Below are 12,373 nucleotides of genomic sequence, written 5' to 3'. Positions count from 1 at the left end.
CAATTGGTCGCTTTTTTATTTACTGAATACGTTAAACTCACTTAGGCTTAAAAATAAAAGCATTAGGGAATTTTCGTTTTATTCTTTTTAAGGCTCTATCGGCTTCTAAACGTGTTCTGAAGTTTCCAGCCCAAATTTTAAAATTTGGCGTTTCGTATTGAATAGATGCGTACCAATCTCCAAAAGCACTGCTAAATTCTTTTTGTGCATCATATGCGCCAGATCGATTTCCTGAATACACTTGTATTTTATATCGTTCAGAATCTGTTTCATTTTTGTTCATTTCCTTTTTCAAGTTCAACAAAACATTGATTTTTTGGTCTTGATTTACGACAACATTACCTTGTTGTGAAAAGGAATAAGACAACGTCATAAAGAAACAAATGATGCTTAAAAAATTATTTTTCATATGTAACGGTTTCATTTTTAAAGAATTTATACAAATGTATAGGATATAAACTTAATTGAAGGGCTTTTTATTATTTAGAATCCCTCTAAATTACCAATTAACACTTCTCTAACATTTCTAAAATGGACTTTTAATATTACTTTTGCGAGAGATTTTTTCAACTATACTTTTTCATTTATAAAATGACAAAAGTCATACCAAAGTTTAGAAGTTAATTTGACCAATAATATGAGAAAGGTGATTCACCGTAAATTAAGCACAAACTTTCTTCGTTTAAGCTTAGTTTTTTTATTAGCATTTACAACGGCTCTTTCTGCTCAAGAAGGAGACCCAGCAAAAGGAAAATCGTTATTTAATGCCAATTGTGCTGCTTGTCATAAATTAGATAAAAAAATGACTGGGCCTGCATTACGTAATGTAGAGGCTAGATTAGCTGATGAGCAAGGATTGGATAGAGATTGGCTTTACGCATGGATTCGTAACAGTGCAGGTGTTATTAAATCTGGAGACGCTTACGCCAATAAAATCTATAACGAATATGCTGGTGCTGCAATGACCGCATTTCCCCAATTGTCTGATGACGATTTAAATAATATTCTAGCTTATACGTCTGAGGTAAAAGAAGATCCAGCTCCAATTGCAGGTGCAGAAGTTGCAGGCGCTCAAGATGCTGGTGCTTCAGGAGGCATTTCAAACGAACTTATTTTAGGTGCTTTAGCAATACTATTTATTTTATTAGCTGCTGGATTGTATTTGGTAAACAAAACGCTAAGACGTTTTGCAGATGCGCAAGGTATTGAATTGCCTGAGGCTTCAAAAAGAACGCCCTTATGGAAAGCTTTTGTGCAAAACCAGTTTTTAATGCTAGTGGTTTCTATATTCTTTTTATTAGCTTCGGCTTATTTTGTGTACGGATATTTTATGCAAATTGGTGTGGATCAGGGATATGAGCCAGTTCAACCTATTCATTATTCACATAAAATTCACGCTGGAGATAACGGTATCGATTGTAAATACTGTCACTCTTCTGCAAGAGTTAGTAAGCATTCAGGAATTCCTTCACTTAATGTTTGTATGAATTGTCATAAATCGATTTATGAATATAATGGTGAAACAACTCCTGAGTATTCAAAAGAATTTTATGATGGAGAGATTAAAAAATTATACGCTGCTGTAGGTTGGGATGATGCTGAACAAAGATATACAGGAGAAACACAACCTGTAAAATGGATACGTATTCATAACTTACCAGATTTTGCTTATTTTAATCACTCACAACACGTAACTGTTGCGGGTGTAGAATGTCAAACATGTCATGGGCCAGTTGAGGAAATGGAAGTTATGTATCAACATGCACCGTTAACAATGGGATGGTGTATTAATTGCCATAGAGAAACTAAAGTAGATGTAAAAGATAATGCTTATTACGAAAAGATACACGAAGAGTTATCTAAGAAGTACGGGGTAGATGAATTGACAGCTGCGCAAATGGGTGGTTTAGAGTGTGGAAAATGCCACTATTAATAAATTTAATAAGAAGTAATTCAATTATATAATATGTCATCAAACAAGAAATACTGGAAAAGTGTTGAAGAGCTAAACGAAAATAGCTCTATTGTTGAGACGCTGAGACAAAATGAGTTTGTTAATGAGATTCCTACTGATGAATTTTTAGGTGATAAAGATACATTAGAGTCAACATCAACTACTCGTCGCGATTTCTTAAAATATGTAGGATTTAGTACAGCCGCGGCTTCATTAGCTGCTTGTGAGGGTCCTGTAAAAAAGTCTATTCCTTATGTGGTTCAGCCAACCGAGATTATTCCTGGTGTAGCTAACTATTATGCAACTACAATTGCAGATGGATTTGATTTCGCAAGTGTTTTAGTAAAAACCAGAGAGGGGCGTCCAATTAAAATTGAAAACAATGCTATGGCTCCTGCAAACGGTAATGCGAATGCGAGAGTGAATGCATCGGTTTTAGGTTTGTATGATAGTTTAAGAGTTCAAGGACCTAGAAAAGGAGAAAATCCAATTTCTTGGTCAGAATTCGATAAGGAAACAACTGAAAAATTAACTGAGTTAAAAGGAACTGGTAAGGAAATAGTTTTACTAACTCAAACTTTTGCAAGTCCTTCTACGAGTAAGTTGATTTCAGAATTTAAAGAAAAATACGGTAATGTTCGTCACGTAGTTTATGATGCGATTTCAGAATCTGCTGCGTTAGACGCATACCAAGCAAAATATGGTGAGCGTGGATTAGCAAATTATAATTTTGCTAAAGCGATGACAATCGTTTCAGTAGGAGCTGATTTCTTAGGAGACTGGCAAGGTGGAGGATTTGATTCTGGTTATTCAAAAAATAGAGTTCCAGATCATGGAAAGATGTCACGTCATATCCAGTTTGAATCTAATTTATCGCTTACTGGCGCTAATGCCGATAAACGTATACCATTAACTCCAACACAACAAAAAGTAGCATTAGCGAAATTACATAGCTATGTTGTTGGAGGTTCTGTAGCTGGTAGCTTACCAGAAAATATTGAAGATGCTGTTAAAAAGGCAGCTTCACAATTAAAGAAAGCTGGAAGTAACGCCGTTGTTGTTACGGGTATTCAAGATGTGAATGCACAAACAGTAGTTTTAGAAATTAATGAGGCTTTAAATAGTAAAGCATTTGATCCTAAAACACCAATTAAAACAAGACAGGGTAGCGACAAAGCGGTAGCTCAATTAGTTACTGATATGAAAGCAGGAACAGTAGGAGCCATCATCATGAGTGGCGTAAATCCTATGTATACTTTACCTAATGCAGCAGATTTTGCTGAAGGATTAAGTAAAACTGAACTTTCTATTGCTTTCTCAATGAAAGTTGATGAATCGTCGTCTCTTACACAATACTTAGCAGCAGCACCACATTATTTAGAATCTTGGGGTGATGTTGAAATCAAAAAAGGACACTATGCTTTAACGCAGCCAACAATTAGACCTTTATTTGACACAAGACAATTTCAAGATGCTTTATTAAGGTGGACAGAAAATGATCAGTCTTATCATGACTATATCAAAGATGCTTGGGGAACTACAATATTAGGTGGTAGTTCATTCAATAAAGCACTACATGATGGGGTTTATGTTGGAACAATTGATACTGAAGTCGAAAGTACTGCCGAGGTTATTGAAGATACACCAACTTCAACGCCTTTTGGTAATGCAGCAAGAACACTAGCAACTTCTGCGAATTCAGACGGTTTAGAGTTAACACTTTATACCAAAACAGGAATGGGTGATGGACAACAAGCTAACAACCCATGGTTACAAGAGTTTCCAGATCCTATTACAAGAACATCTTGGGACAACTATTTAACCATTTCTAAGGCTGATGCTGATGCATTAGGTTTGGTTAACAATCATGTTGCAAATGGTGCTCTAAATGGTAGTTACGCAAATGTTTCTGTAAACGGAGTAACTATAACAGTTCCAGTTTTAATTCAACCAGGTCAAGCTAAAGGGTCTGTTGGTCTTTCGTTTGGTTACGGAAGAACTGCTGGTTTAAAAGAAGAAATGCAAACGGGTGTTAATGCTTATGCATTATACCAAGGTTTCAATAACGTACAAAATGTAACGATAGAGGCAGCTTCGGGCGAGCATGAATTTGCTTCAGTTCAATTACATAATACCTTAATGGGTCGTGGAGATATTGTTAAGGAAACTACGTTAGAGATATTCAACACAAAAGATAAAAAATACTGGAATGCGATTCCTGTGGTATCATTAAATCACGAAGAAACTCCAGTAACTTCGCCAGAAGTTGATTTATGGGATGAATTTGATCGCTCTATCGGGCATCACTTCAACTTATCAGTCGATTTAAATGCTTGTACAGGGTGTGGTGCTTGCGTTATAGCTTGTCATGCAGAAAATAATGTGCCTGTGGTTGGTAAAACAGAAGTGCGTCGTAGCCGTGATATGCATTGGTTACGTATTGATAGATATTATTCTTCTGAAACTTCGTTTGAAGGCGATAATGAAAAGAAAGATAATATTTCTGGATTAGGAAGCTCATTAAGTGAATTTGGTGAAATGGAAAATGCTTCTGAGAATCCTCAAGTAGCGTTCCAACCAGTAATGTGTCAGCATTGTAATCACGCACCTTGTGAAACAGTTTGTCCCGTAGCGGCAACTTCACATGGTCGTCAAGGGCAAAATCATATGGCTTATAACCGTTGTGTTGGTACAAGATATTGTGCAAACAACTGTCCTTATAAAGTGCGTCGATTCAACTGGTTCTTGTATAATGGAAACGATGAATTCGATTATCATATGAATGATGATTTAGGACGCATGGTATTAAATCCAGATGTAGTTGTTCGTTCTCGTGGAGTAATGGAAAAATGTTCTATGTGTATTCAAATGACACAAAAAACTATTCTTGACGCGAAGCGTGATGGTCGTCAAATTAAAGATGGAGAATTCCAAACCGCTTGTTCTGCTGCTTGTAGTAATGGAGCAATGACGTTTGGAGACATCAATGATAAAGACAGTAAAGTTGCAAAACTTAAAGAAGATAATCGTATGTATCACTTATTAGAAAGTGTAGGTACTAAGCCAAATGTGCAGTATCAAACTAAAGTGAGAAATACAACTGAAGCATAAATCTAATTAAAGAATCAATTATATAATTATGGCGTCTCATTACGAAGCACCTATTAGAAGACCTTTAGTTACAGGCGAAAAATCATATCACGATGTTACTGTTGATGTGGCTAAACCTGTAGAGGGAAAAGCAAATAAACAATGGTGGATAGTTTTTGGTATTTCACTGGCTGCTTTCCTTTGGGGAATTGGATGCATACTATATACAATATCTACGGGTATTGGAACTTGGGGTTTAAACAAGACCGTAGGTTGGGCTTGGGATATTACTAACTTCGTTTGGTGGGTTGGTATCGGTCACGCAGGAACATTAATCTCTGCTGTACTATTATTATTCCGTCAAAAATGGAGAATGGCAATTAACCGTTCAGCAGAGGCTATGACTATTTTCTCTGTTGTACAAGCAGGTTTATTCCCAATTATTCACATGGGTCGCCCTTGGTTAGGGTATTGGGTATTACCAATTCCAAACCAATTCGGATCATTATGGGTTAACTTTAACTCGCCACTTTTATGGGATGTATTTGCGATTTCTACCTATTTATCTGTATCATTAGTATTCTGGTGGACAGGTTTATTACCGGATTTCGCTATGTTACGTGACAGAGCTATTAAGCCTTTCCAAAAGAAAATTTATTCTTTATTGAGTTTCGGATGGTCTGGTCGTGCTAAAGATTGGCAACGTTTTGAAGAAGTATCTTTGGTACTTGCAGGATTAGCAACACCACTTGTACTATCTGTACATACCATTGTATCGTTTGACTTCGCAACCTCGGTAATCCCTGGTTGGCATACAACAATATTCCCTCCATACTTTGTTGCTGGTGCGGTATTTTCTGGATTTGCCATGGTAAATACACTTCTTATAATTATGAGAAAAGTGTGTAACCTTGAAGATTATATTACAGTACAACACATCGAATTAATGAACATCGTAATTATGATTACAGGTTCTATAGTTGGTGTGGCTTATATCACGGAGTTATTTATTGCTTGGTATTCTGGTGTAGAATATGAACAATATGCATTCTTAAATAGAGCAACAGGACCTTACTGGTGGGCATATTGGGCGATGATGACTTGTAACGTATTTTCTCCGCAATTTATGTGGTTTAAGAAATTAAGAACTAGTATAATGTTCTCTTTCTTTATTTCAATTGTTGTGAATATAGGAATGTGGTTTGAGCGTTTTGTAATTATTGTAACCTCGTTACATAGAGATTACTTACCATCTTCATGGACGATGTTCTCTCCAACATTTGTTGATATTGGAATTTTCATTGGAACCATTGGATTCTTCTTTGTGTTATTCTTATTATACTCTAGAACCTTTCCAGTAATTGCGCAAGCAGAGGTGAAAACAATTTTAAAATCTTCTGGAGAAAAATATAAAAATTTACGTGAGTCTGGTAAAAGTTTAGTTGGTACAGGGGTGGATGCTAGAACGTCTTCAGGCGTTATAGCTTCATCTAAAACACCAGCAAAAAAATCATCTGAAAAACCTGCTGGAGATAAATCATCTCAAGTAAGTGATTTACTTGGAAGTATTGGTTCTTTTGATGCAGCAACACAAACACCAGACGATTTAAAGAAAATAAGTGGTGTTGGTCCTAAAATGGAAGAGGTGTTAAATTCAATTGGAATTTATTCTTTCCTTCAGGTGAGTAAAATGACAAAAAAAGAATATGATTTGTTAGATTCAATTACAGGTTCTTTCCCAGGAAGAGCAGAACGTGATGATTGGTCTGGACAAGCTAAAAAATTAATAAACTAAACATAGTCAATGGAAGCTTCAAAAGTTATTCACGCTATTTATACTGATGATGATGTATTAATGTCGGCTGTTAAAAAAGTTAAGGCAGAAAGACATCATATTGAAGAAATATATACGCCATTTCCGGTTCATGGGCTAGATAAAGCCATGGGACTTGAGCCAACACGTATCGCTATAACGGCATTTATCTACGGTCTTATTGGTTTAACAGTTGCAATTTTAATGATGAATTTCATTATGATTGAAGATTGGCCTCAAAATATTGGTGGTAAACCAAGTTTTAGTTATTTAGAAAATATGCCAGCGTTTGTTCCAATTATGTTTGAGTTAACAGTATTTTTTGCAGCGCATTTAATGGTAATTACATTTTACTTAAGAAGTAGAATGTGGCCATTTAAAAATGCTGAAAATCCAGATCCTAGAACAACTGACGATCATTTTTTAATGGAAATTGCAGTTCATGGTAATGAAAAAGAGTTAGAAAGTTTATTGGCCGAAACTGGAGCAGTAGAAATTAATTTAGTTGATAAAGCCCATTAATTATAGATATGAAAAGCTTATTTAAAATATTAGCAATAGCAGTAGTTATAGTCTCTGTATCTTGTAATAAGAGCACAGCTCCGAACTATCAATTCATGCCTAACATGTATGAATCTGTTGGATACGAAACTTACGGTGAAGCCGCATTTCCTAATGGGGTTGAAGCTCAATTACCTGCTGAAGGATCAATACCTAGAGGCTATGTACCTTTTGATATTGAAAATACAACTGATGGTTATAATTTAGCTAAGGAAACATTAAAAAGCCCATTAGATTCTACAGTGGTAGATTTAGAAAGAGGAAAAGAACTTTACGATATTTATTGTGGGATTTGTCATGGTAACAAAGGAAAAGGTCAAGGAACTTTAGTAAAACGCGAAAAAATTCTGGGTATTCCTAGTTATGATGATGCAGGAAGAGCAATTAATGAAGGCAGCATTTACCATACAATATATTACGGTAAAAACGCTATGGGATCTTATGCTAACCAGCTTAATGAAGAAGAGCGTTGGCAAGTAGTTTCTTATGTGTTGAAATTAAAAGCTGATTTAGAAAAGTAAGATTGATAAGATTATTATAGATATGTATACATTTTCAAATAAATTAAAGACATTTTCTTTCATTCTAATGATTTTAGGAGCATTAGGAGTTGGATATGGTTTTATGACATCTCATAAATCTTTTGAAGAAGTTGAGCACTTACTTGCAGAAGAATCGCATCACGGTGGTGGTCATGGTGAAGAAGCTGCTCATGATGAAGCAAGTCATGGTGCACATGCAACTGTTAACACACATGATGAAAGTCAAGAAGAAACAGCTCATGCTGAAGTTGACGAACATGCAAAACATATTGAGCATGTTCAGCACCAAATAGCTAACAGACCTTGGTCTGCGCTATATGTAGCGGCATTTTTCTTTATGATGATATCTTTAGGTGTTCTGGCTTTTTATGCTATTCAAATTGCATCACAAGCAGGTTGGTCTCCAGTATTATTTAGAGTTATGGAAGGCATGACAGCATATTTGTTACCAGGAGCTTTAATAGTTTTAGCTATTGCTGTGGCCTCTGGAACAATCGGACATTATAATATTTTTATTTGGATGGATCCGGATGTTGTAGCTCATGATAAATTAATTCAAGGAAAATCGGGTTGGTTAAACATAGGATGGTTTACAGTTAGAGGATTAGTATTTATTGCTGGTTGGAGCTTATACCGACATTTTTCACGTAAATTCTCGATTGCTCAAGATACTGCTGAAGACAAAAGTAATTTCAAAAAATCATTTCGTATTTCAGCTGCATTTTTAGTATTCTTTATTTATACAGAATCGATGATGTCTTGGGATTGGATTATGAGTGTTGATCCTCACTGGTTTTCAACATTATTTGGGTGGTATGTATTTGCGAGTATGTTTGTAAGTGGAATTACTGTTATCGCATTAATTACTATTTACTTAAAATCTAGAAACTATTTAGAATTTGTAAACGAAAATCATTTGCATGATGTTGCTAAATTTATGTTTGCTTTCAGTATTTTTTGGACATACTTGTGGTTTTCACAATTCATGTTAATCTGGTATTCAAACATTCCTGAAGAGGTAACGTATTTTGTAACACGTTTCCAAGATTATAAATTACCATTCTTAGGTATGGTTGTTATGAATTTTGTGTTCCCAATATTAATGCTAATGAATGCTGATTATAAACGTATCCCTTGGTTTGTAGTAATGTCTGGAATAGTAATTTTATTTGGGCATTATATTGATATATTTAACATGATTATGCCGGCTACAGTAGGAGATAGATGGTTTATTGGCATACCAGAAATAAGTTCAGTATTACTTTTTGCAGGATTATTTATATTCGTAGTGTTTACAGCTTTAACAAAAGCACCACTGCTTGTAAAAGGTTATCCTTTTAGAAAGGAAAGCGAAGAATTTCATTATTAATTAAGATATAAATAAAGACGAACGATACCAATGACTGCTTTATTAACAATTATAGTTTTAGTATTTATTTTAGTTGCCATCTGGCAAATGGTAAAGATTTTTGATTTAGCTCAGGCTAAAAACGAAAATGTTATTGCCGGTGTGGCTACCGATAAGGATAATACATTAAATGGTTATTTAATGATGGGCTTTTTAGCTTTCATTTATATCATTACTATTGTATCCTTTGTAAAATGGGGAGATTTACCTTTAATGTCTAACTCTGCTTCAGAACACGGACCAACCATTGATAACCTTATGGTTATTTCTATGGCAATAATCTTCTTTGTTCAAACGATAACTCAATTTTTACTGCATTATTTTGCGTATAAATATAGAGGTGAAAAGGGTAAGAAAGCTTTGTTTTTTGCAGATAATAATAAGTTGGAAGCAATTTGGACCATAATTCCTGTTATCGTTTTAGCTGGTTTAATTATATATGGATTAAGTACTTGGATTAATATTATGGGTGTTGATGAAAGTGACGATCCTTTAATCGTAGAACTATATGCACAACAGTTTAACTGGAAAGCTAGATATGGAGGTGCAGATAATACCTTAGGTAAAGCTAATGTGAGGTTAATTGATATTGATCGTGCTAATATTTTAGGTTTAGATGAATCTGACCCTAATGCACAGGATGATATTATTACAACGGAATTACATTTACCAGTTGGACGTCCAGTATTATTTAAAATGCGCTCTCAAGATGTTTTGCATTCAGCATATATGCCCCACTTTAGAGCCCAAATGAACTGTGTGCCAGGAATGATAACGCAATTTGGGTTCACCCCAACTGTTACAACTGCTGAAATGCGTGAAACCCCGCAAATGGTAGAAAAAGTTCAGAATATTAATAATATTAGAGTAGAGAATAGTAAGAAACTTGTGGCTAAAGGTGAAGACCCTTTAGAACGATATGAGTTCGATTATTTATTGCTATGTAATAAAATTTGTGGAAAATCGCACTACAACATGCAAATGAAAATAGTAGTGGAGACACAAGAAGAATATGATGCTTGGATTGCTGAACAAAAAGAATTCAAGAACTCTTTAGTAAACTAATTTAAAAAAGAAAAAACGATATAAGATTATGTCAGCACACGCAGATAACCACGCTCACGACGACCACGGACATCATCATAAAGAAACGTTTGTTACTAAATATATATTTAGTCAGGACCACAAAATGATTGCTAAGCAGTATCTAATAACGGGTACTATAATGGGCGTTATTGGGGTATTAATGTCTATGATGTTCCGTATGCAAATCGCATGGCCAGAAGAACCAAATGTACTATTTGAGGCTTTATTAGGAAAATGGGCGCCAGATGGTGTAATGGATGCAGACATCTATTTAGCATTGGTTACTATTCATGGTACCATAATGGTGTTCTTTGTTTTAACCGCTGGTTTAAGTGGAACGTTTAGTAATTTATTAATTCCGTTACAAATAGGCGCAAGAGATATGGCGTCAGGGTTTTTAAATATGATATCCTATTGGTTGTTTTTTGTTTCTAGTGTTATCATGGTAATTTCCTTATTTGTAGAAGCAGGCCCTGCGGCGGCTGGATGGACAATTTATCCTCCATTGAGTGCATTACCAATGGCTCAAGGAGGTTCAGGAATGGGTATGACCTTATGGTTAGTATCTATGGCAATATTTATTGCATCTTCATTATTAGGTTCATTAAACTATATCGTAACTGTAATTAACTTACGTACAAAAGGAATGTCTATGACAAGACTACCTTTAACAATTTGGGCATTTTTTGTTACTGCCATTATTGGTGTTGTATCATTCCCTGTATTATTATCAGCAGCATTATTACTAATAATGGATAGAAGTTTTGGAACGTCATTCTTCTTATCAGATATATTTATCCAAGGCGAGGTTTTACATTATCAAGGAGGCTCACCAGTCCTATTTGAACACTTATTCTGGTTTTTAGGACATCCGGAGGTATATATTGTAATCTTACCTGCTATGGGACTAGTTTCAGAGATTATGGCATCAAATTCACGTAAACCAATTTTCGGTTACCGAGCGATGATTGCATCTATTTTAGCGATTGCATTCTTGTCAACAATAGTTTGGGGTCACCATATGTTTATCTCTGGGATGAATCCATTTTTAGGATCGGTATTTACATTTACGACATTATTAATTGCAATACCTTCGGCAGTAAAAGCATTTAACTGGATTACGACACTCTGGAAAGGGAATTTACAGATGAATCCTGCAATGCTATTCTCAATAGGATTCGTTTCAACATTCATAACAGGTGGTTTAACAGGAATTATTTTAGGTGATAGTGCCTTAGATATTAATGTACATGATACATATTTTGTTGTAGCGCATTTCCATTTAGTAATGGGTATTTCTGCACTTTATGGTATGTTTGCCGGTATTTATCACTGGTACCCAAGAATGTTCGGTCGTATGTTAAACAAAAACTTAGGATATATTCACTTCTGGGTAACGGCAGTTTGTGCTTATGGAGTCTTTTTTCCAATGCATTTTATTGGAATGGCAGGATTACCAAGACGTTACTATACAAATAGTAACTTCCCATTATTTGATGACTTAGCAAATGTTAATGTAATTATTACCATATTTGCCTTAGTTGGTGGTGTTGTTCAAATAGTTTACTTATACAATTTTTTTGGTAGTATTTTCTACGGGAAAAAATCTGTACAAAATCCTTGGAAATCAACAACTTTAGAGTGGACAGCTCCTGTAGAACATATGCATGGTAACTGGCCAGGTGAAATTCCTCATGTACATCGTTGGGCATATGATTACAGTAAACCAGGACATGATGTAGATTTTGTACCTCAAAACATTCCATTAAAAGACGGAGAAGAGGAACTACAGCATTAATTAACAAAACAACTCTTACATAAAAAAGCTCACCTAGTTCAGGTGGGCTTTTATCGTTTAAAAACATATTTTTCCGATAAAATGTAAAAAAAATTACAATTTTTCGATGAAATACCAAAAA

General features: G+C 35.0%; 9 protein-coding genes. 8 read left to right on the top strand and 1 reads right to left on the bottom strand.

Annotated elements, in window-relative coordinates:
• Positions 1-37: 37 nt before the first annotated feature.
• Positions 38-409, bottom strand: coding sequence for an SPOR domain-containing protein (locus O5O44_RS00085; protein ID WP_289195247.1), 372 nt, complete (start codon positions 407-409; stop codon positions 38-40).
• A 228-nt stretch (positions 410-637) separates the two neighbouring features.
• Here O5O44_RS00085 and O5O44_RS00080 point away from each other — a divergent pair, with 228 nt between their 5' ends.
• The 8 genes from O5O44_RS00080 to O5O44_RS00045 are packed head-to-tail and all read left to right on the top strand — an operon-like array spanning position 638 to position 12,252.
• A complete protein-coding gene (locus tag O5O44_RS00080) occupies positions 638-1,933 on the top strand; it encodes a c-type cytochrome (RefSeq protein WP_289195246.1) in 1,296 nt (431 codons plus the stop codon).
• 33 nt (positions 1,934-1,966) lie between these two features.
• The gene (locus tag O5O44_RS00075) at positions 1,967-5,065 is read left to right on the top strand and encodes a TAT-variant-translocated molybdopterin oxidoreductase (RefSeq protein ID WP_289195245.1); all 3,099 of its coding nucleotides are present in this window, start codon (positions 1,967-1,969) and stop codon (positions 5,063-5,065) included.
• 28 nt (positions 5,066-5,093) lie between these two features.
• Positions 5,094-6,839 carry a helix-hairpin-helix domain-containing protein gene (locus O5O44_RS00070; protein WP_289195244.1) on the top strand — a complete coding sequence of 582 codons (1,746 nt, stop codon included), beginning with the start codon at positions 5,094-5,096 and terminating at the stop codon, positions 6,837-6,839.
• A 9-nt stretch (positions 6,840-6,848) separates the two neighbouring features.
• Positions 6,849-7,379: a DUF3341 domain-containing protein gene (locus O5O44_RS00065; protein WP_019386683.1), complete on the top strand. Its 531-nt coding sequence runs from the start codon at positions 6,849-6,851 to the stop codon at positions 7,377-7,379.
• 8 nt (positions 7,380-7,387) lie between these two features.
• On the top strand, positions 7,388-7,939 hold the full coding sequence (locus O5O44_RS00060; protein ID WP_289195243.1) for a c-type cytochrome: 552 nt from the start codon (positions 7,388-7,390) through the stop codon (positions 7,937-7,939).
• A 22-nt stretch (positions 7,940-7,961) separates the two neighbouring features.
• A complete protein-coding gene (locus O5O44_RS00055) occupies positions 7,962-9,329 on the top strand; it encodes a quinol:cytochrome C oxidoreductase (protein ID WP_289195242.1) in 1,368 nt (455 codons plus the stop codon).
• Between the two features lie 30 nt (positions 9,330-9,359).
• Positions 9,360-10,433, top strand: a complete 1,074-nt coding sequence (locus O5O44_RS00050; RefSeq protein WP_019386680.1) for a cytochrome c oxidase subunit II — start codon at positions 9,360-9,362, stop codon at positions 10,431-10,433.
• A 28-nt stretch (positions 10,434-10,461) separates the two neighbouring features.
• A complete protein-coding gene (locus O5O44_RS00045; RefSeq protein WP_289195241.1) occupies positions 10,462-12,252 on the top strand; it encodes a cytochrome c oxidase subunit I in 1,791 nt (596 codons plus the stop codon).
• Positions 12,253-12,373: the final 121 nt, after the last annotated feature.

Source organism: Algibacter luteus, from assembly GCF_030344935.1.
In the GTDB taxonomy this organism is placed as follows: domain Bacteria; phylum Bacteroidota; class Bacteroidia; order Flavobacteriales; family Flavobacteriaceae; genus Arenitalea; species Arenitalea lutea.
Note: the sequence above shows the minus strand (reverse complement) of the source record. Positions and strands in the feature narration are given on the sequence as shown.

Bases quoted from the DNA above. Each gene is read 5' to 3' on its own strand.
- O5O44_RS00070 (WP_289195244.1), top strand. From the start codon at position 5,094: ATGGCGTCTCATTACGAAGCACCTATTAGAAGACCTTTAGTTACAGGC.
- O5O44_RS00085 (WP_289195247.1), bottom strand. From the start codon at position 409: ATGAAAAATAATTTTTTAAGCATCATTTGTTTCTTTATGACGTTGTCT.
- O5O44_RS00080 (WP_289195246.1), top strand. From the start codon at position 638: ATGAGAAAGGTGATTCACCGTAAATTAAGCACAAACTTTCTTCGTTTA.
- O5O44_RS00050 (WP_019386680.1), top strand. From the start codon at position 9,360: ATGACTGCTTTATTAACAATTATAGTTTTAGTATTTATTTTAGTTGCC.
- O5O44_RS00065 (WP_019386683.1), top strand. From the start codon at position 6,849: ATGGAAGCTTCAAAAGTTATTCACGCTATTTATACTGATGATGATGTA.
- O5O44_RS00060 (WP_289195243.1), top strand. From the start codon at position 7,388: ATGAAAAGCTTATTTAAAATATTAGCAATAGCAGTAGTTATAGTCTCT.
- O5O44_RS00055 (WP_289195242.1), top strand. From the start codon at position 7,962: ATGTATACATTTTCAAATAAATTAAAGACATTTTCTTTCATTCTAATG.
- O5O44_RS00075 (WP_289195245.1), top strand. From the start codon at position 1,967: ATGTCATCAAACAAGAAATACTGGAAAAGTGTTGAAGAGCTAAACGAA.
- O5O44_RS00045 (WP_289195241.1), top strand. From the start codon at position 10,462: ATGTCAGCACACGCAGATAACCACGCTCACGACGACCACGGACATCAT.